The organism is Streptomyces sp. NPDC012637, assembly GCF_042954805.1.
GTDB lineage: Bacteria > Actinomycetota > Actinomycetes > Streptomycetales > Streptomycetaceae > Streptomyces.
Genome location: NZ_JBIBDS010000001.1, coordinates 580,786 through 600,424, shown reverse-complemented (window position 1 = coordinate 600,424; position 19,639 = coordinate 580,786). Strand labels below are relative to the sequence as shown.

Genomic DNA, 19,639 nt, shown 5'->3' with positions numbered 1-19,639 from the left:
GTCAGCCCATGGGGAAGTCGCGGGTCGCCGCCCGGGCGGTGACGGTCTGGCGGACGTCGTCGACGAGTTGCCCGTCGCGCATGCGGATCAGGCGTGGGACGCGCGCGCCGATGGCGCTGTCGTGGGTGACCAGGACGATCGTCTGGCCCTCGTCCTGGTTGAGCTCGCAGAGCAGGTCCATGACCTGGTCGGCCATCGCGCTGTCGAGGTTGCCGGTGGGTTCGTCCGCCCACACGATGGCCGGGCGTCCGGCCAGCGCGCGGGCGATGGTCACCCGCTGCTGTTCGCCGCCGGACATCTCGCTCGGCCGGTGCTCGACGCGGTGGCCCAGGCCCACCCGGTCGAGCATGGCGAGCGCCCTGCGACGCGCGTCGTGCGGCCGGACGCCCACGAGCAGCAGGGGCAGTTCGACGTTCTCCACTGCGGAGAAGACGGGGATGAGGTTGAACGCCTGGAAGACGAAGCCCATGGTGTGGGCCCGGTGCTCGGTGCGCGCCGCGTCCGACATCGCGAACAGGTCGTGGCCGTCGACCTCCACCCGGCCACCGTCGATGTCGTCGAGCCCCGACAGGCAGTTCAGGAGCGTGGTCTTCCCCGAACCGGACGGCCCCATGACGCCCACCATCTCCCCGTGGCGCACGCGGAGGTCCAGGTCGCGCAGGGCCGTGACCTCGACGGAGCCCGTCCGGTAGATCTTGCTGACGCCGGTGGCGACGAGGAGTGCCCGGTCGGTGTTCATGCTCTCCATCCCAGTCTCCGGAGGAACGGGGGGCTACGGCCACCCAGGCCCTTGAAGGGACCGAAGGACCCAATCGCCGGCCGCCGACAGGCCCGCCCGAGCCCTCGCCGGCGCGGTGAGGTGCCGCGGTCAGGCGTCCGCGGTCAGGTGTCCGTCGTCAGTCGTCCGCGGTCAGTCGTCCGCGGCCAGGCGTCCGCGGTCAGGTGTCCGTCGTCAGTCGTCCGCGCTCAGGCGTCCGCGGTCAGGTGTCCGTCGTCAGGTGTCCGCGATCGCCCGGGCGCGTCGCCGGACGGCGGTGGCGGCCAGCGTTCCCGCGCCCGCCGCGGTGACGGCGAGGAGGACGAACCCCCACGTGTAGTCGTGCGCGACGCTGTCCACCAGACCCATCACGAGGGGCGGGAAGAAGCCTCCGAGACCGCCGGCCGCACCGACCACTCCCGTCACCGAGCCGACCCGCTCGGCCGGCACCAGTCGTGCGACGAGCGCGAAGACCGCCCCGGACCCGGCGCCCAGGCCCGCGGCCATGCCGAGGAAGGCCGCCGTTCCCACCGGCACCAGTTCCGTCTCGAACGCCGCGACCAGCGCGCACGCCGACACGAGCCCGTACGAAGCCGTCAGTACGGGGACGGGGTGCACGCGGTCCGACAGCCAGCCGCCCACGGGCCGCATCGCCACGGCGAGGACCACGAATCCCGCGGTTCTCAGTGCCGCGTCGGAGCGGTCGAGCTCGTGGGCCCGGGTGAGATAGGTCGGCAGGTAGACGCTGAACGCCACGAACCCGCCGAAGGACACGGCGTACAGGAAGGCCAGCTGCCAGGTGGCGGGCGTACGCACGGCCAGGGCCGTGCGCGAGACCATCGACCCCGCCGCCGTCGCGCGCCCCGGACGGTCGCGGAGCAGGAACCAGGCCACCACCGCGTACCCGGCGAGGCAGCCGGCCACGAGGTCGAAGGGGAAGGCCCGTCCGACGGAGTCGGCGAGCTGGACGGTGGTGAAGGCCGACAGGGCCGTGCCACCGGTGCCGATGCCGAAGATCCCGAGGGCGACGCCCCGCCGCGCGGGCGGGTACCAGGCGTTCACGAACGGCACGCCGACGGCGAAGGCCGTTCCCCCGAGCCCGAGGAGGAAGCCGCCCGCCAGCACCTCGGCCAGCGAGTCGGCCAGATGCCCCAGATACAGCACGGGGAGGATCGTCAGGGCCGCGACGAGCGGGAAGACACGGCGCGCGCCCCAGCGGTCCGTCAGCGCCCCCGCCGGGATCCGGCCGAGCGCGCCGACCACCACGGGCACGGCGACCACCAGTGACTGCTCGAACGAGCTGAGGCCGAGGTCGTCCCGGAGCCGCGGGCCGAGCGGGGCCAGCAGCGCCCACGCCCAGAAGCAGAGGGCGAACCCGGTGGTGGCGAGGAGCAGCATCTGCCACGGCCGCGGTGCATCCGCGGCCGGCGGGGTCCCCGAGTTCCGGACCATGACGGCCTCCCGGCAGCGATCCGCAGGGGCGGCGCGCGCCCTGCCGTTCCTCACCCTCCGGCCTCGGGGACACCGGCTCCAGGGGCCACTCGTTCCCTTCCGTGACCGACCGGACCCCCGCCGTGGGCCGGTCGGCCCCGTGTGGGGCGCCGCACCGGGAGGCCCGTGACCGGCCGGGATGCAGGCGCGAGCCCGGCCCGTCACCCTGGGAGCATGGCCGGTCGGACGCCCGGGGAACCGGGCCGACGCCCCGACGCGCTCCGTGAGCTGTCCGCACGACACGGAGGGCGCGGAGGGCTGCTGCCGGCCGCCCTGGAGCGGGCCAGGGCGAGCACCGCCGAAGAGCCCGGGGCGTGGGCGCCCCAGGTCGCGGCGGCAGCCGGTCTGCCGGCCGCCGCGGGGCTCGGCCCCGCCACCTTCTTCGCCGATCTCGCCGCCCCGCGCGGCGAGCGGCACGTGCGGGTCTGCACCGCGACGGCGTGCTTCGCCGCGCGGGGCGGACGGCATCTGGCGGAGGTCGAACGGGCGCTCGGGGTGACGGCGGGCACGGCCGACGAGGCGGGCACGACCTCGCTGCAGACCGTGCACTGCCTCGGCTACTGCTACGCGGGCCCCGCCGCACTCGACGGCACCCTGCCCCGTACGGGCCCCGACCTGGCCGCCCAGCTCCGCGGGCGGACCGGACCGCGCGCGCCGGCCATCCCCGCGGCCGACACCACCGGGGCGCCCGTCCTGCTCGCCGGGATCGTGGGTGGGCAGGAGGCCTGGGACGTGTGGCGCCGGGCGGTGTCCGGACTGCGGCCCGACGACGTACGGCAGGAGACCGCCGCCTCCGGACTCCGCGGGCGGGGCGGCGCCGGTTTCCCGGTGGCCGACAAGTGGGCCGCGGCGGCGGGGAAGCCGGGAGCGGTCGTCGTCGCCAACGGGGACGAGGGCGACCCGGGCTCGTACGCCGACCGGCTGCTCATGGAGGAGGACCCCGAGCGCGTCCTCGCGGGACTCGCCCTGGCCTGCTTCGCCTGCGGCGCCCGGCGCGGGATGGTCCTGGTGCGCTCCGAGTACCCGGGAGCCATGGCCCGGCTGCGCAGGGCGGTGGAACGCGCGACGGAGGCGGGCGACCTGGCTCCCTCGGCCGGGGCAGCCGGGCCGCGGCCGTTCGTCGAGGTCGTCGAAGGAGCGGGTTCCTACGTCTCCGGCGAGGAGACCGCCCTCATCGCCCGCCTCGAAGGCGCTCGCGGCTGCGCGCGCCCCCGGCCGCCCTACCCCACGGACCACGGCCTGTGGGACAGGCCGACCGTGGTCAACAACGTGGAGACGCTGGCAGCCGTACCCTGGATCGTCGCCCACGGCGGAGCGTCCTACGCCCGACGCGGCGTGCCGGACGAGACCGGCACCAAACTGGTGTGCCTGTCCGAACGCTTCGCCCGGCCCGGGGCGTACGAGGTCGAACTCGGCACTCCCGTCGGCGAGATCGTCACCCGGTTCGGCGGTGGCCTCAAGGACGGGCGCGAGCTCGTGGCCCTCCAGATCGGCGGGCCCCTCGGCGGCTTCCTCGCCGGGACCGCCCTCGACGTCCCGCTCACCACGGCGGCACTCGCCGCGCACGGCGCCGCCCTCGGCCACGGCGGCACGGTCGCCTTTGACGCCGACACCGATCCGTACGAACTCCTGCGACACATCTGGGAGTTCGCCGCCGACGAAAGCTGCGGAGCCTGTTCGCCCTGCCGGGTCGGCACCCGGCGAGGGCTCGGACTCGCGCGGCACCGGGACGGGCCGGGGGAGTCCTACGGGCAACTGGCACGGCTGATGGGCGAGGCGAGCCTCTGCGCCTTCGGCCGCCGTGTCCCCGCCGCCGTCCGCAGCCTCGCCCGCGCCTACGGGCCGGCCCTGGAAGGATGGGACCGATGACCCGGCTCCAGGTCGACGGCGTTCCGGTCGAACTGCCCGCCGGGGCCTCGCTGCTCGACGCCGTGCGTGCCACGGGAACCGACCTGCCCGCCCTCTGCCACGACGACCGGCTCCGGCCGGCCGGCTCCTGCCGGACCTGCCTCGTCCGCGCCGACGGCCGGACCGTTGCCGCCTGCGTCACACCCGCCGCTCCGGACCTCACCGTCGACACCGCCGACGAGGGCCTGCGGAACCTGCGCCGGGACGCGGTCGCCCTGATCGCCTCGGCGCTCCCGCCGCACGCACTCGCCGACACCGCGCACAGTGAACTGGCCGAGGCGTGCCGGACCTTGGGTATCCCGGCGGACACGGCCGCCGGTGACATCACGCGCGGCCGGGACGAGAGCCACCCGTACGTCCACCTCGACCGCGACCTGTGCATCGCCTGCGGCCGCTGCGTGCGGATGTGCTCCGACGTCCAGGGCACGTTCGCGCTCACCCTCACCGGGCGCGGTGCCGACACGGTCGTCGCCCCGGGCACCGGCGGCGCCTGGGCCGCATCCGACTGCGTGTCCTGCGGCGGCTGCGTCGACACCTGCCCCACGGGGGCGATCACCCAGCCCGGACCCGGCCAGGGCATCACCTCACGACGGACACCCGCCGACCGCGTGCGCACCACCTGCGGCTACTGCGGGGTCGGCTGCACCCTCGACGTCGTCGTCCACGACGACCGCGTCGCCGCGGTGCTCCCCGCCAGGGACGGGCCGGTCAACCGGGGCCACGCCTGCGTCAAGGGCCGCTTCGCGTACGGGTACCTCGGCTCCGCCGAGCGGCTCACCGAGCCCCTGCTCCGTGAGAACGGCGTCCTGCGGGCCGCGAGCTGGGCGGAGGCCGTGGCACGGATCGCCGAAGGCCTGCGCGCGGCCGTCCGTGACGGCGGCCCCGACGCGGTCGCCGCGATCTCCTCGGCCCGCGCCACCAACGAGGAGAACTACCTCGTACAGAAGTTCCTGCGGACCGTCATCGGCACCAACAACGTCGACAACTGCTCCCGCCTCTGCCACGCCCCCTCCGCCGCCGGCCTCACCGCCTCCTTCGGACGCGCCGGCGGCACCGACCCCTTCGACGACGTCGAGACCGCCGACTGCCTCCTGGTCGTCGGCGCCAATCCCGTCGAAGCCCACCCAGTCGTCGGCGCCCGTCTCCTCCGGCGCGCACTGGCAGGCGCCGCCCTGATCGTCGCCGACCCCCGGACCGTCGGACTCGCCCGCCACGCCGACCTGCACCTGCGCCCCCGCCCCGGCACCAACGTCGCCCTCTTCCACGGCCTCGCCCACGTCCTCGTCGACGAGGGCATGACCGACCCGGACTTCCTCCGCGACCGCGCCACCGGACTGGACGCACTCACCGAACTGCTCGCGGACTACACCCCCGAGCGGGTCGCCGGGATCACCGGAGTGCCGGCCGACGACATCAGGAAGGCCGCCCGGCTCTACGGCGGGGCCGAGCGCCCCGCCGTCCTGTACGGACTCGGCGTCACCGAGCACCTGCACGGCACCGACGGCGTACGCACCCTGGCGAACCTCCCCATCCTGCGCGGCGCCGTCGGCGGCACCGGCCGCGGGTTCGGCATCAGCCCCCTGCGCGGCCAGAACAACGTGCAGGGCGCGTCCGACATGGGAGCCCTGCCCGACCTGCTCCCCGGCTACGGCCGCGTCACCGACCCGGCGGCCCGCGGCCGGGCCGAGGCGGTGTGGGGCCGGCCCGTGCCGCCGGCACCGGGACTGCGCATCCCCGAGATGTTCGCAGCGGCCCGGGAGGGCGGACTGCGGGCGCTGTGGATCATCGGCGAGGACGTGTGCGCGACCGACCCCGACAGCCGGCGCGTCGCCGAAGCCCTGGACGCCTGCCCGCTCGTCGTGGTCAACGAGCTCTTCCTCGGCGAGACCGCCCGGCACGCCGACGTCGTCCTGCCCGTGGCCTCGTGGCTGGAGAAGGACGGGACCTTCGTCAACTTCGATCGCCGCTTCCAGCGCGTACGGCCCGCGGTGACTCCGCCGGGCACGGCGCGCTCCGACTTCGAGGCGGTGCACGCCGTCGCCGATGCCCTCGGTGCGGACCTGGGGTGCCCTACTCCGGCAGCGGCCCTCGCGGAGTGCGGTCGGGTGTCACCGCTCTTCGCGGGGCTCTCGCACGAGCGGCTCGACCGGGAGGGGGCGGTGCCCTGGCCCTGCCCCGCACCGGACCGGCCGGGCGAGGCCACCCTGTACGCGGAGGAGTTCGCCACGCCCGACGGACGCGCCCATCTGTCGGCGGCCCCTTACCTGCCGCCCGGTGAGGAGCCGGACCGGGACTACCCGCTGGTGCTCGTCACGGGGCGCCGCTGGGCCCACTACAACTCCGGAAGCATGACCCGTCGCGGCGGCAACCTCCTCCTCGACGCGAACGACCGCCTGGACCTCAACCCGGAGGACGCCGCCCGGTTCGGGGTCCGGGACGGCACCCCGGTCACCGTCGAGAGCCGCCACGGGCAGGCACGACTCGTCGCCCGCGTCGGCACGGACCTCGCTCCGGGGCAGGTGTTCTGCGCGTTCCACTTCCCGGCCAGCGGAGTCAACTCCCTGACCTCGGAGCACGCCGACACCGTGACCTCGTGTCCGGAGTACAAGGTCACGGCGGTGAGGCTGCGGCCGACGGTGCACGGCGGCTGAGGGGCCCGGCCCCGCCGTCGCCATCGATACCGGCACCGGCATCGATACTGGCACTGGCACCGGGACCGGCACCGGCACCGGTGTCGGTACCGGCTCAGGCGTGGGGCACGAGGGCCACGGGCACGGGGCTGTGGTGCAGCACCGCGTGGGCCACGCTGCCGATGCGCGCCCCCAGTACCGAATTCCGCGTACGCCTGCCGATCACCACGAGCGCGGCGTTCCGGGCGGCCTCGACCAGCTCGACGCCGGCCGATCCGACCACCACGCGGGCGGTGGCCGCGACGCCGGGGTGCTTCGCGCGCCAGGGCTCCAGCAGCTCTTCCAGCGAACGCTCGATCTCCGGAGCCACGGCGGGGCGGATGTCCGGGACCATGGCGGGGCCCAGTCCGGCGAACACCGGGAGCTGCTCGGCGTACACGACGCGGAGCTCGGAGCCGCGCCGGCCGGCCTCCTCGAAGGCGAAACCCAGCACGTCGTCCACGGGCTGCCGTACGTCGGTCCCGACCACGACGGGACCGCTCGGGGCGCCCGCCCCGCTGCCGGCCCGCACCAGCACGACGGGCCGTTCGACCGCGCCGGCGACCGACAGGCCGACCGAGCCGAGCAGATAGCCGGCCACGCTGCCGAGCGCCCGAGAGCCGAGGACGAGCAGCTCGCCCTCCTCGGCCGCGGCGACGAGGCCCGGCACGGGACCGGCGGGCAGCAGGCGGGTGGTCACCGACAGCCCGGGACGGCGCTCGCGCAGGCGGGCGGCGGCGCGCGCCACCATCTCCTCGGCCCACTCGTCCTCCGACGCCTGCGCCGCGGACGACACCGGTTCCTTCGCGTACACCAGGTGCACGCCGGTGCCGCGCAGCTGCGCCTCTTCGGCCGCCCATTCCGCGGCTGCCTCCGCCTGTTCCGTGCCGTCCAGGCCGACCACGATGCTCCGCGTCATGACCGTCCACCTCCTCGTTCCACGGCCGGCTTCCGGTACTCCCGCGCGCCGAGTCCGTTGCTGAGAGGCTGGCGCCCCGGGGCACGGGACGACAAGGGCCGAACGGGGCACGCCCGGACCCGGACAGACCTGGCGCGGAGGGTGACGGGGTGCTTCCCTGAAAGTGAGGAGGGGCCACCAGAGGGACGCGGAGAAGCGGCTTCGAGCCGCGCACCGCGCAATCAGGATCCGCGAGAAGCGGATGGGCCCCTTCTCCATCACGTGTCCCGGCGGCACTCCCCACGAGGTTCCGGCGGGCCGCTCCCGGGACCGACCGGCCCTACCCGGCCTCTCCGGTCCGATGAGAACGTGGCACCAGGCCACCTCACGCCCCGGAAAGGCGGTGGGCACGATGGAATCGCCCCTGGTCGTAGGGGTCGACGGGTCCGACGGCAGCCTCACGGCCGTGGACTGGGCCGTCGACGAAGCGGTGCGGCACGCACGTCCCCTGCGCATCGTCCACGCCTCGCTGTGGGAGCGGTACGAGGGAGTCGTGCCGGACTGGAGCACGGACCGGCCCTCGGGCCAGGTCCTCGCCGAGAACATCGTCGCCACCGCGGCCGAACGCGCCCGGCGCCGCGCACCCGGCCTCCCCCTCACGACGGAAGTCCTCGCCGAGGACGCGACCACGGCGCTGCTGAGAGAGGGAGGTGAGGACACGATCCTCGTCGTCGGATCCCGGGGGCGCGGTGAGTTCGCCGATCTGCTGCTCGGGTCCGTCGGCCTCGTCGTGGCCGCCCGGGCCCACTGCCCGGTCGTGGTCGTGCGGGGAGACCGGCACGCCCTGCAGGCGCGCCACGGGCGCGTCCTGCTGGGCGTCGGAGAGCACGACGTGGACTCGCCGGCCGTCCGGTTCGCCTTCAGGGAGGCGGCCGTCCGGGACGCGGAGCTCGACGTCGTCCACACCTGGCGCCGGCCGGCCCACGAAGCGGTCGACCACCCGCTGCTGAGCGGTGACGGAGGAGCCGCCTTCGCGGAACGGTCCTCCGAGATGCTGGACAAGGCGCTGGAGGCCGCGGCCTCCGACCATCCACAGGTGCGCCTGCGCAGAAGCGCGGTCGAGGGCGCCGCCCACCGAGCGCTGACCGCGCGTTCCGCCGCCGCCGACCTGCTGGTGGTCGGGGCACGGCGTCGGGCCGGGCTCGTCGGCCTGGAGCTCGGCAGGGTCGCCCACCGCGCCCTCCACCACTCCTCGTGTCCGGTCGCCGTCGTGCCGCAGCCGCGTCCGGAGAGCCCGGAAGAAGACTGGTGACCGTCGGAGGCGCGGCGTCATGGGTCGGTCGGTCCCCTCCGAACCCGGTCCGTTCGGCCCCGTCGGACGGCCCCCTTGGACACTGCACCGCGCGGCTCACGCGCGGAAGAGTGGGTTACGGGGCGGACCGGGCCCAGCAATTCCGATCCGCCCGCCCGTCCGCACCGACTCGGGCCCACGGCGCTCCGCCCGGGCCCAGCACGCGAGGAGCAGAACGATGGCCGGAGGCAAGGTGGAACGCAGGCACAGCCGCTTCCCCGACTTCAACGACTTCTTCGGCAGGGAGTTCCCGGGGCTGCCCGGATGGCGACCCGCGACGGCCGCCCACTCCATTCCCGTGGAGGTGACCCGCGGTGACGGCGTGTACGTGCTGCGGGCGGAACTCCCGGGCATGGGTCCGGACGACGACATCGGCATCACCGTCGACGACAACCTCCTCACGGTGAGCGCGCAGCACAGCGAGAGCACGGAGGACACCGAGCACTCGGAGTTCCGGTACGGGTCGTTCCGCCGGACCGTGCGCCTCCCTGCCACGATTCCCGCCGACGACGTCGAGGCGTCGTACACGGACGGAATCCTCACCGTACGCATCCCGATGCCGGACGGGAAGACCAGGACCGGACGGACCATTCCGGTGAAGCGAGCCGACACCGCGAGCGGGGGCGAGCAGACGTGAACCGCAAGCGCGTCCTGGTCGCCTACGGCAGCAGGCACGGTGCGACCAAGGGAATCGCCGACGAGATCGGCCGGACGCTCCAGGCCGACGACCTGGACACGGTCGTCCTGCCGGCCGACACCGTCACCGACGTCAGCGGCTACGACGGAGTGGTACTCGGCGGAGCCCTCTACGCCGGGCGCTGGAACGGCAAGGCACGCCGCTGTGCCCGGCGCAACGCCGAACAGCTCCGCCACCGGCCCGTCTATCTCTTCAGCAGCGGCCCCGTCGACAGCTCTGCCGAACAGCACGACATCCCGCCCGTCGCCGGTGTCGCCCGGCGGATGAAGAAGCTGGGCGCACGGGAGCACATCACCTTCGGTGGTGCCGTGACCGCCGAGACGCCGGGCCCGGTCAGCCGTTCCATGGTCCGCCACGGCAAGGGCGGGGACTTCCGCAACCCGGCACGGATCCAGGAGTGGGCCCACCACATCGGAACGGAACTCGGCACCACGCGCTGAACGTCGTCAACTCGGCACCACGCGCTGGTCGTCGTCAAGTCGGCACCACGCGCTGAACGTCGTCAACTCGGCACCACGCGCTGGACGTCGTCAACTCGGCACCACGCGCTGGGCGTCGCCGCGGACGCGTCGGGCAGGGAGCCCCGAGGATCAGCACCCGGAGGTTCAGCATGAGCCGGCACGAGCAGTCGGACCCCGGGCTCACCCCGTCCGGGCGGAACCGGGTCGGGCACGCCGCCCTGACCGTCGTCCTCACGATCGCCCTGGTCTGCGGCGCCGTCGTCGCCGTGGTCCTGTGGAGAGCCGCGGCCGACACGGACCGCGCCGTCGCCGCCCACCGCCACCAGGTGAAGGCGACGACCACGGGGCCGGCCAAGGAACCGCCGCTCGCAGCCCGGCACGGAGGGAAGCCGCAGACCGTCGCACCCGCGGTCTGGGAGTACCCCGACGACATCCGGCGCTCCGGGACCGTCCCGGTCCCGCCCCGGACGCCCCAGGGCCGTGGCGTGACGATCTGGGTGGATGACGACGGGACCCCCGCCCAGCCCCCGGGCAGCGCCGCGGACCGCGCGCTGGTGTCCCTCGCGGGCGGCATCGCGGTGGCGGGCGCCGCCGGGGCAGCGGGCCAGGGCGCCCTCTCCCTCGTACGGCGACGGGCCGAAGGCCGCGTGCTCGGGGCCTGGGAGCGGGAGTGGGAACAGGTCGAACCCCTGTGGTCGGGCCGGCTCCGCCGGGGAAACGCTCCGGGGGCCGACGACTGACCCCGCCGCCCCTGCCGATCTCGACGAGTGCCGATCTCGACGAGCCGTTTCCCCCTCACACTGCCTGGGTCACACTGCCTGGATCCCAATGATCCGTTTGCCCCTCGCGTTTCCCCTCCCATTCCCCCTCACGCCCATTTCCCCTCACGCTGCCTGGGCGGTGAGCTCGCACCGGACGTCCACCACGCCTTCGACGGCTCGCGCCAGGCGTTCCGCGAGGGCGATGCGGGTGCGGTCGTGCACCTCGCCGGACAAAGTCACGACCCCGCCGTCGACGTGGACGTCGACCTGGTGGCGGGAGAGGGGGAACAGGTGCTCGACGACGTCGTCGCGCACCTCGGCGGCGAGGTCGTCGTCCGGGCGGAGGAAGACCTTGAGGAGGTCGGAGCGGCTCACGATCCCCTGGATGGTGCCGTCGGCGCCGACGACCGGCAGCCGCTTGACGCGATGGGCGGCCATGAGGCGAGCGGCCCGGGGAAGTGAGGCCTCGGGGGCGACGGTGACGGCGGGCGAGGTCATCAGGTCCCCGGCACGGCGTGAGCCGGCCTTGGCGGTGGCCTCCAGGTGGCGCAGCTGCTCGACGAAACCGAGGCGGTGGTCGTGAAACTCCTCCTTGAGGAGCAGATCCGCTTCGGAGACCACGCCGACGACTCGGCCCTCGCCCTCGACCACGGGCACGGCCGTCACCTTCCACCGCTCCATGGTGGCGACGATCTCCTTGAACTCCGCGCCGGGCAGAACGGCGACGACCTTCTTGGTCATCACGTCGGCGACGGTGAACGGCTGGGTGGTCATGGTTCTCTCCTCAGCGGGCGAACGCCAGGGATCCCGTCCCTCACTCCCCAGGCTCCCGCGCGGCGGCCGGGCGCGCGAGGGCCGCGCAGGTCACACCGGGGGGACCGAAGGGCCCTGCCTCAGCGGACCAGGACGGCCTCCCCGGAGCGGGGCACGACGGCCGTCCAGCCCAGTTCGTCGTCGATGCGGTCGCGCAGCGCCCCGGACGCGGCCGGTTCGCCGTGGACGAGGTAGGTGGTGTGCGGGGGAGGGGCGCCGCGCAGCCAGTCGATGATCTGGCCCGCGTCGGCGTGGGCCGAGAAGTGGGGGACGTCGGCGACCTCGGCCCGTACGGGCACGTACTCACCGAACATCTTGAGCGTCCGGGCGCCGTCCACCAGGTCCCGGGCCCGGGTGCCGGCCGCGGCGAAGCCGACCACGACGACCGCGTTGCGCGGGTCGGGGAGCAGCCGGTGGAGGTGGTGCAGGACGCGGCCCCCGGTCGCCATGCCGGCCGAGGAGACGATCACGGCGGGTCCGCCGACCTCGTTGATCTCGATGGACTCCTGGACGGTGCGCGCGGCCAGGAACGGCGCGGGGCTCAGCGCGGCCTCTCCCTCGGCGAGGACCTCGGGCCGCAGCTCGGGGGAGCGCCCGCGTACCGCGTCCCGGTAGACGTCGAGGGCGGCCAGGGCCATGGGGCTGTCCACGTACACGGGCACCGACCGGGGCAGGACGCCCGTCTCGCGGAGCCGGGTCAGTTCGTGCAGGACGACCTCGGTGCGGTCGATCGCGAAGGCCGGGACGACGACGGTGCCGCCGCGGGCCAGGGTCCGGGCGATCACGTCCGCGAACTCGGACCGGCCGGATTCCTGGTCGTGGCGCCTGTCGCCGTACGTCGACTCCATGAGCAGCACGTGGGCGCCCGAGAACGGCTCGGGCGGCAGCAGCAGCGGGTGTCCGGGCCGCCCCAGGTCTCCGGAGACGGCCAGGGTGTGGCCGTCCTCCAGGGTGAGGTGCGCCCAGGCGGACCCGAGGATGTGCCCGCCGTGGTGGAGCGCCAGCCGGTTGCCGGCCGTGATCTCGACCTGCTCACCGACCGGGACGGGGTCGAAGAAGGCCAGCGTCTTCTCGACGTCGGAGTCGTCGTAGAGCGGCTTGGCCGGGCGGTGCTTGGACCAGCCGTGCTCGTCGGCGTGCCGGGCGGCCTCCATCTGGAGCCGGGCACTGTCGCGCAGCACGATCCCGGCGAGCCGGGCGGTGTCGGCCGTGGTGAGGATCGGGCCCCGGAATCCCTGTCGGACCAGGCGGGGCAGGTAGCCGCAGTGGTCCAGGTGGGCATGGGTGACCACCACGGCGTCGACGTCGGCGGCGTCGCGGGCGAAGCGCTCCCAGTTGCGGCGCCGCAAGGTCGCGAAACCCTGGAAGAGACCGCAGTCGAGGAGGATCCGGGCATGGTCGCTCTCCACCAGGAACTTGCTGCCCGTGACCGTACCCACCCCGCCCAGGAAGCTGAGGAGTGCCGGTCGGGGACGGGCGGGAGCGGCGTTCGGGGCTGCCTCGGACATGGCCGGGCCTCCTTCGTGGTGGGGACCTGTCTCCACCCTCGCATCCGGCCCGGTCCGGCCCCGAGGCCCGAGCGGTCCCCTTCCGAGGGCCGACCGGCTCACGCATCCGGGCGCACGGCGGACTCGAGGCGGGGTGCGGGGTCGCGGGCTCGGGCACGCCCGGCGGACCGTAGGACGCGCCGATGACCGGCCCGCACCACCGCCCGGCACGGGGTGTTCCGGCGGACGACCGGCGCCCCGGGCCCCGCTCGCTCCGCGCCCTCGTCCTGGACACGGACGGCGTGCTCCTCGACTCCGCCGCCCTGCACGCGGCGGCCTGGAAGACCGCGTTCGACGCGTGCCTGGAAGCAGTGGCGGGCGAGGAACAGCCGCCCTTCGACGCCGACGCCGACTACCGCCGCTTCGTCGACGGAAGGCCCCGCTACGACGGGGCGGCGGCCTTCCTCGCGGCCCGGGGCCTCGCGCTCCCGGAGGGCACTCCCGGCGACCCGCCCGGCCGCGCGACGGTCTGGGCGGTCGCCGCATGCAAGGAACGGGCGTTCACCGATCTGCTCCGTACGGAAGGCGTCGCCCCCTTCGCCGACGCCCGGCCGGCTCTCGCGGCCCTGCGCACGGCGGGCGTGCCGTGCGCCGCGGTGTCCGCCTCGCGGCACGCCCGGCAACTGATCCGTGCCGCGGGACTCACCGGTCTCCTCGCCGTGACCGTGGACGGCGAGGACGCCGCCCGGCTCGGACTCGCCGGCAAGCCGGACCCGGCGCTGTTCCTGCGGGCCGCCGCCCTCCTCGGCAGCCCGCCGCAGGAGACCGCGGTCGCCGAGGACGCACTCGCCGGCGTCGTGGCGGCGCGGCGCGGCGGCTTCGGTCTCGTCGTCGGCGTCGACCGCACGCCGCAGCGGCGCACCACGGCCTCCCTGCGCGAGCAGGGCGCCGACCTCGTCGTCTCCGACCTGACGGCACTGGTCCGCGGCGTGTGGGGCGAGCGCGGATGACCACCGGCTGGACGTGGGATTACGACCGGTACGAGCCGGAGCGCGAGCGGCTGGTGGAAGCGCTCTGCACGCTCGGCAACGGGCGGTTCGCCACCCGGGGCTCCGCACCCGAGTGCACGGCCGGGGCCACGCACTACCCGGGCACCTACCTGGCCGGCTGCTACGACCGGCTCACCTCGGTCGTCGCGGGCCGGCGGGTCGAGAACGAGGACCTCGTCAACCTTCCGAACTGGACGCTCCTGCGCTACCGCTGCCTGCCGGACGACGGTCCGGCAGGCGACTGGCTGACGCCCGACGCCGGGGAACTGCGCCACTACGACGTGCACCTCGACCTGCGCGCGGGAGTCCTCACCCGGCGCCTGTTCTTCGAGGACGCCCGCGGACGCGGTCTGCGCGTCAGCCACATCCGCCTCGTCCACCTGGGAGACCCCGGCCTCGCGGCCCAGTGCACCCTGTTCCGCGCCTACGGCTGGAGCGGCTCGATCGAGGTGCGGTCCGTTCTCGACGGTGCCGTCACCAACGCCGGAGTCGAGCGCTACCGCCACCTCGACGGACGTCATCTCACGGACCACCGGACCGGATTCGCGCCCGACGGCGTCGCCTGGCTCTCCTGCCGCACGACCGACCCGGGCATCGGGATCGCCATGGCCGTGCGCACGGTCACCCGCCCCGTCCGAACCGCGCGGGAGACGACCGCGCCGACCGGCACCGTGCAGACGTACCGGCTGCCGGTCGTCCCCCGACGCTCGGCGATGGTCGTGAAGACCCTGGCGCTGCACAGCTCGGTCGACTGGCCGGCCGCCGACCCGCTCTCCGCCGCCAAGGACGCGATCACCCGCGCGCCGGCCTTCCCCCGGCTGCTCTCGGCCCAGAAGGCGGCCTGGCAGCGCGTCTGGGAGCAGGGCGAGCTGCACGTGCCCGGCGAGGCCGGCCGCATCCTGCGGCTGCACGCCTTCCACCTGCTGCAGACGCTCTCCCCGCACACGGCGGAGCTCGACGTGGGCGTGCCCGCGCGCGGCCTGCACGGCGAGGCGTACCGGGGGCACGTCTTCTGGGACGAGCTCTTCGTCCTGCCCTACCTCGACCTGCACTTCCCCGAGGTGGCCCGGGCGCTGCTCATGTACCGGCACCGCCGGCTGCCGGCAGCGCGCGAGGCCGCCCGCCTCGCCGGCCGGCAGGGGGCCATGTACCCGTGGCAGAGCGCGGGTTCAGGGCGGGAGGAGACGCAGGTGCTGCACCTCAACCCACGCTCGGGACGCTGGCTGGCCGACCACTCCCGGCTCCAGCGGCACGTCGGCTCCGCCGTCGCCTACAACGTCTGGCGGTACGCGCAGGCCACCGGAGACCGCGGGTTCCTCCACTCCGCCGGGGCGGAGATCCTCCTCGACGTCGCCCGCTTCTGGGCCGGGGCCGCCACGTTCGACCCGGCGCTCGGCCGCTACCGCATCCGCGGGGTCGTGGGACCCGACGAGTACCACGACGCCTATCCCGGTGCCGCGGACCCGGGCATCGACGACAACGCCTACACCAACGCGACCGCCGCCTGGGTGCTCGCGCGGGGCCTCGACCTGCTCGGCGGACTGCCCGGGGCCCGCCGCTCGGAGCTCTCGGAACAACTGTCCCTGGACGACGCCGCACTCGCCCGCTGGGAGGACGTATCCCGTCGCCTCTACGTGCCGTTCCACCAGGGCGTGGTGAGCCAGTTCGCCGGCTACGGCGACCTGGCGGAGCTCGACTGGGAGGCGTACCGGGCCCGTTACGGCGACATCCGCAGGCTCGACCGGATCCTGGAGGCCGAGGGCGACACGGTCAACCGCTACCAGGCGTCGAAGCAGGCCGACACCCTGATGCTCGGCTACCTCTTCCGGCCCGACGAGCTGTACGACCTCTTCGGCCGGCTCGGCCACGCGCTGGACGACGACGTGTGGCGCGCGACCGTCTCGTACTACCTGCGGCGCACCAGCCACGGCTCCACGCTCAGCAGCCTCGTCCACGGATGGGTGCTGGCCCGGCAGATGGGCGCCGACGCCTGGCGGTACTGCGAGGAGGCCCTGCTCGCCGACGTGGCCGACGTCCAGGGCGGCACGACCGGCGAGGGCGTCCACCTCGGCGCGATGGCCGGCACGATCGACCTCGTCGAACGCGGGATCACCGGACTGGAGACCGGACCGGAGGGCCTTCGGGTGGCTCCGGTGGCACTGGCGGAGATCCCACGGTTCACCTTCACCGTGTGCTGCGGCCGTCACCGAGGCGTGCGCCTGCGGATGCTCCCCGGGCGGCTGGCCGTCCGGGTTCCCGCATCGCCCGAGGGCCCGCTCGCCGTCCTGCTCCCCGGCGGCCGGCGGCTCACCGTCGAACCAGGACAGGAGCGTTGGTTCCGTCTGTGAGCAGGAGTTCAGCCGAAGGTGAGCACCTCGGGCACGGGCCGGCGCGGTGTGGCCTGCCCCTGGGGGCCGTAGCCCAGGCGGATCACCATGTGGACGAAGCCGACGGCCGAGCCGGGATCGCGTACGCCGGAACGCAGTTCGGGCCATTCCAGCGGCTGGGACGTGAGGGACGTGGCAAGGCCGTCGAGGGTGGCCTGCAGGAGGACGCGCTGCATCGCCTGACCCGCCTTCAGCCACTCCTCCGGCGTGTCCGCGGCCGTGCCGAGCAACGCGAGCTGCGGCCTGTTCTCGAAGCGAGCCGACGCACGTCCGCGCACCTGCCCGGGAGCGCCGAAGTCCCTGACGGGGGAGGTCACGTCGTACTGCCGTGGGCCGAAGGCGTACGCGGGGATGCCCTCCGTGTCGGGGCCTTCCCCCGCCGCGCCGGTACGCGTCCAGGCCGCGATCTCCGCGCGGACGGCCTCGTCCGCCGCTTCGAAGCGTTCGGAGGTGTGGACGAGGTCCATGACGGTGTCGGCGTGCCAGGCCCCGGGGACGACCAGGCGGCAGCCCTCCGAAAGCGCGGCGGCACAGAGCCCGTCGACCACCTCGGAGGGGATCCGCTCGTCGGTGAAGGGGAAGCGGCTGGTGTGCCGGCGGGACAGGGCGGCGTGGAGAGCGTCCAGTTCGCCGTCGGCCTCGTCGGGACCGTCGAGCCGCACGTCGGCGAGGTGCCAGGGGTCGCGGGGAGAGGGCAGCAGCCGGACCACGGGATGCCGGCCCCGGTGCGCGGCGGCGACCCGCAGCCCGAACAGGGCGGCGCCGCACCCGAGGTGGAGGGCACGGTGGTCAGGATCCTCGCGCGGCATGCCTCGCCGCGGATCGCCGTGCAGCTCGATGACGCCGGTGTCCGTCCTGGCGACGAACTTCCACGGCTGTGCGTTGTGCATCGACGGGGCCGTGACGGCGTCTTCGATCAGCGACATCACGAGCGGTCGGGTCAGGGCGGTGGTAGTCACGGTTCGTCGTCCTGTCTGCGGTGGGCCACCAGGAGGTGTCGTGCGGAGTCCGGGGAGGAGGTGGGACGTGTGTCGTCCTCGTGGCAGGACAGCCGGTCCACGACGGCGACGACGCCGTCCACCCGCTCGGCGAGTCCCACCAGCATCGAGGACTGGCTGCGCCGGCGGACACGGCCCGCGAGCGTCACCACGCCGTCCAGGACGTGCACGTCGACCGCGTCCCCCGGCAGGTCCATGGCTTCCGTGAGGACGTCCTCGCGGATGCGGCGGCGGATCTCCGGGTCCGGGCGGAGGTAGACGCAGAGCAGGTCACGGCGGGTCACGATGCCGACCAGGCGCTCTTCGACGTCGACCACGGGCAGGCGCTCGATCCCGCAACGCACCATGAGCCGTGCCGCGTCGGCCACCGTCTCCTCGGCGTGGACCGTGACGGCCGGGCTGGTCATCAGGTCCCGGGCGGTCGGCTCGCGGTGGGCCAGGAGGTCGCTCGCGGAGACGACCCCGACGACGTGGTCGTCCTCGTCCACCACGGGAACCCCGTTGATCTCGTGCTCGGTGAGCAGCTTCGCGAGCTCCCTGAACGATGTCGCGGGTACGGCGGAGACCACGTCGCCGGTCATGAGACCGCCGATCTTCATGTGCTTCATCGCCGCGCCTCCTGTTCGAGGGCGAGGGTTCGGACGGTGGACTGTCCCGCGTCACCACCCTCCGACGCGCGCTCGGGCAGCGGGGAGGGCCGAATGGTCCACCGTCAGGACCGAACGGGCTCGTCACCGCCGGTCCGGCGGCCGGCGCCGCCCGGGTGGGGACCATTGGTCCCGTCATTGCCCCCGGCGGCCCTCCGGCCGCCCGGCACCGGCTGCCAGGATGGAAGGGAGCACCCGGACCGTGTGAGGAGGAGCCATGGGCGGAACCACGGGCCGTCCCGGCCTCGGCAGGGTCGTCGTCGGCATCGACGGATCCCCGTCCGCACGGGATGCGGCGATGTGGGCGGCGGCGGAGGCGGTCCTGCGGGGCAGCCCTCTCTGCCTCGTCCACGCGGCGGACACCGACGCACCGGTCCCGTTCCTGACGAGGGCGGAGATCGTCAGGAGCCGGCAGGCGGGGCGGGAACTGCTCGACCGGATGGCCGAGGCGGTGGCGGCGCGCCACCCCGGGCTGGTGGTCGTCACGGAACTGGCCGACGGCGCCGCCCCCGGCAGTCTGCGCCGGGCCGCCGCCCTGACCGGCACGATCGTCGTCGGCCACCGCGGCCTCGGCGGATTCTCCGCGCTGCTGCTCGGATCGGTCGGCCTGGAGGTCGCGGCCGCCGCGACCACGCCCGTGGTCGTGGTGCGCGGGGCCGCCGAGCCCGCCGAGGCGGGCGTCGTCCTGGCAGCGGTCCGGGACGAGGCCGACGTGGGCTGTGCCCGTACGGCGGCCCGCGAGGCCATGCTGCGGAAGGTGCCCCTGAGACTGCTGCACGTCTGGGGCGTGGGGCTGTCCGCCGGCTCACGGGCCGTGCTGCGCAACGGTGGCGAGGAAGCCGCCCGCGATCACGTGCACGTGCTGACGGAGATCTCCGACCGGGTCCGGGAGGAGTTCCCGGACCTCACCGTGCACGCCGACGGCCAGAAGAGCCACAGCGTGGCCGGTGCCCTCGTCGACGCGTCGCGCCACGCCGACCTCCTGGTCAGCGGCGGTCGACGGTCGCCCGGCTATCTCGGCCCCACCCTCGGACGGACCACGCTCGGCCTGCTGCAGCACGCCCACTGCCCCGTGGAGCTCATCCCTCGGCAGGGGCCCGGACACGGGAGCACGTCATGACGAGCGTCACGGCCCGACCCGAGAGCGTCGTCGGCCGCCGAGGCCGGGGCGGGTACGCGGGGATGCGCGTCGGCTCCGTGGTCCACGGACTGCCGCACCGTGCCCGCTTCCCGGTGGCCACCGTCCCCGCGGGGTGAGCGGGCCG

The 19,639-nt window shown here is 74.5% G+C and carries 17 protein-coding genes; 10 read left to right on the top strand and 7 right to left on the bottom strand.

Features of this window, described 5'->3' with window-relative positions; genetic code table 11:
* Position 1 precedes the first annotated feature (1 nt).
* Both ACFY8W_RS02660 and ACFY8W_RS02655 read right to left on the bottom strand, forming a co-directional pair.
* The gene (locus ACFY8W_RS02660; protein WP_391099275.1) at positions 2-739 is read right to left on the bottom strand and encodes an ATP-binding cassette domain-containing protein; all 738 of its coding nucleotides are present in this window, start codon (positions 737-739) and stop codon (positions 2-4) included.
* Between the two features lie 255 nt (positions 740-994).
* Positions 995-2,209 (bottom strand): MFS transporter, encoded by a 1,215-nt coding sequence (locus ACFY8W_RS02655; protein WP_391099273.1) that lies wholly within the window; start codon positions 2,207-2,209, stop codon positions 995-997.
* 213 nt (positions 2,210-2,422) lie between these two features.
* On the opposite strand from ACFY8W_RS02655, the gene ACFY8W_RS02650 reads away from it, so the two are divergent.
* Both ACFY8W_RS02650 and fdhF read left to right on the top strand, forming a co-directional pair.
* Positions 2,423-4,117 (top strand): NAD(P)H-dependent oxidoreductase subunit E, encoded by a 1,695-nt coding sequence (locus ACFY8W_RS02650; RefSeq protein WP_391099270.1) that lies wholly within the window; start codon positions 2,423-2,425, stop codon positions 4,115-4,117.
* A complete protein-coding gene (gene fdhF / locus ACFY8W_RS02645) occupies positions 4,114-6,807 on the top strand; it encodes a formate dehydrogenase subunit alpha (protein WP_391099267.1) in 2,694 nt (897 codons plus the stop codon). The genes ACFY8W_RS02650 and fdhF overlap by 4 nt, the downstream gene beginning before the upstream one ends.
* A gap of 94 nt (positions 6,808-6,901) precedes the next feature.
* On the opposite strand, the gene ACFY8W_RS02640 is transcribed toward fdhF, so the two are convergent.
* Positions 6,902-7,744 (bottom strand): universal stress protein, encoded by an 843-nt coding sequence (locus ACFY8W_RS02640; RefSeq protein WP_391099265.1) that lies wholly within the window; start codon positions 7,742-7,744, stop codon positions 6,902-6,904.
* A gap of 391 nt (positions 7,745-8,135) precedes the next feature.
* Here ACFY8W_RS02640 and ACFY8W_RS02635 point away from each other — a divergent pair, with 391 nt between their 5' ends.
* The 4 genes from ACFY8W_RS02635 (at position 8,136) to ACFY8W_RS02620 (ending at position 10,972) form a co-directional block, all read left to right on the top strand.
* On the top strand, positions 8,136-9,035 hold the full coding sequence (locus tag ACFY8W_RS02635; protein WP_391099263.1) for a universal stress protein: 900 nt from the start codon (positions 8,136-8,138) through the stop codon (positions 9,033-9,035).
* Positions 9,036-9,252: 217 nt separating this feature from the next.
* On the top strand, positions 9,253-9,711 hold the full coding sequence (locus ACFY8W_RS02630; protein WP_391099260.1) for an Hsp20 family protein: 459 nt from the start codon (positions 9,253-9,255) through the stop codon (positions 9,709-9,711).
* Positions 9,708-10,211: a flavodoxin domain-containing protein gene (locus tag ACFY8W_RS02625; protein WP_391099257.1), complete on the top strand. Its 504-nt coding sequence runs from the start codon at positions 9,708-9,710 to the stop codon at positions 10,209-10,211. Before ACFY8W_RS02630 ends, ACFY8W_RS02625 begins: the two co-directional genes overlap by 4 nt.
* Positions 10,212-10,381: 170 nt before the next feature.
* The gene (locus tag ACFY8W_RS02620; RefSeq protein ID WP_391099255.1) at positions 10,382-10,972 is read left to right on the top strand and encodes a hypothetical protein; all 591 of its coding nucleotides are present in this window, start codon (positions 10,382-10,384) and stop codon (positions 10,970-10,972) included.
* A gap of 144 nt (positions 10,973-11,116) precedes the next feature.
* On the opposite strand, the gene ACFY8W_RS02615 is transcribed toward ACFY8W_RS02620, so the two are convergent.
* Both ACFY8W_RS02615 and ACFY8W_RS02610 read right to left on the bottom strand, forming a co-directional pair.
* Positions 11,117-11,767: a CBS domain-containing protein gene (locus ACFY8W_RS02615; protein ID WP_391099253.1), complete on the bottom strand. Its 651-nt coding sequence runs from the start codon at positions 11,765-11,767 to the stop codon at positions 11,117-11,119.
* A 119-nt stretch (positions 11,768-11,886) separates the two neighbouring features.
* Complete coding sequence (locus ACFY8W_RS02610; protein WP_391099251.1) at positions 11,887-13,314, bottom strand: MBL fold metallo-hydrolase RNA specificity domain-containing protein; 1,428 nt, start codon at positions 13,312-13,314, stop codon at positions 11,887-11,889.
* A 182-nt stretch (positions 13,315-13,496) separates the two neighbouring features.
* Here ACFY8W_RS02610 and ACFY8W_RS02605 point away from each other — a divergent pair, with 182 nt between their 5' ends.
* A complete protein-coding gene (locus tag ACFY8W_RS02605) occupies positions 13,497-14,303 on the top strand; it encodes an HAD-IA family hydrolase (RefSeq protein WP_391099249.1) in 807 nt (268 codons plus the stop codon).
* Positions 14,300-16,690 carry a glycoside hydrolase family 65 protein gene (locus ACFY8W_RS02600; RefSeq protein WP_391099246.1) on the top strand — a complete coding sequence of 797 codons (2,391 nt, stop codon included), beginning with the start codon at positions 14,300-14,302 and terminating at the stop codon, positions 16,688-16,690. Before ACFY8W_RS02605 ends, ACFY8W_RS02600 begins: the two co-directional genes overlap by 4 nt.
* An 8-nt stretch (positions 16,691-16,698) precedes the next feature.
* Here ACFY8W_RS02600 and ACFY8W_RS02595 read toward each other — a convergent pair whose 3' ends face one another.
* Together ACFY8W_RS02595 and ACFY8W_RS02590 are read right to left on the bottom strand one after the other, a co-directional pair.
* The gene (locus ACFY8W_RS02595; protein ID WP_391099243.1) at positions 16,699-17,688 is read right to left on the bottom strand and encodes an Acg family FMN-binding oxidoreductase; all 990 of its coding nucleotides are present in this window, start codon (positions 17,686-17,688) and stop codon (positions 16,699-16,701) included.
* Positions 17,685-18,335 carry a CBS domain-containing protein gene (locus tag ACFY8W_RS02590; RefSeq protein ID WP_391099240.1) on the bottom strand — a complete coding sequence of 217 codons (651 nt, stop codon included), beginning with the start codon at positions 18,333-18,335 and terminating at the stop codon, positions 17,685-17,687. The genes ACFY8W_RS02595 and ACFY8W_RS02590 overlap by 4 nt, the downstream gene beginning before the upstream one ends.
* Before the next feature lie 256 nt (positions 18,336-18,591).
* Between ACFY8W_RS02590 and ACFY8W_RS02585 the strand changes: the two genes are divergently transcribed.
* On the top strand, positions 18,592-19,494 hold the full coding sequence (locus ACFY8W_RS02585; RefSeq protein WP_391099238.1) for a universal stress protein: 903 nt from the start codon (positions 18,592-18,594) through the stop codon (positions 19,492-19,494).
* Complete coding sequence (locus tag ACFY8W_RS02580) at positions 19,491-19,631, top strand: hypothetical protein (protein ID WP_391099235.1); 141 nt, start codon at positions 19,491-19,493, stop codon at positions 19,629-19,631. Before ACFY8W_RS02585 ends, ACFY8W_RS02580 begins: the two co-directional genes overlap by 4 nt.
* Positions 19,632-19,639: the final 8 nt, after the last annotated feature.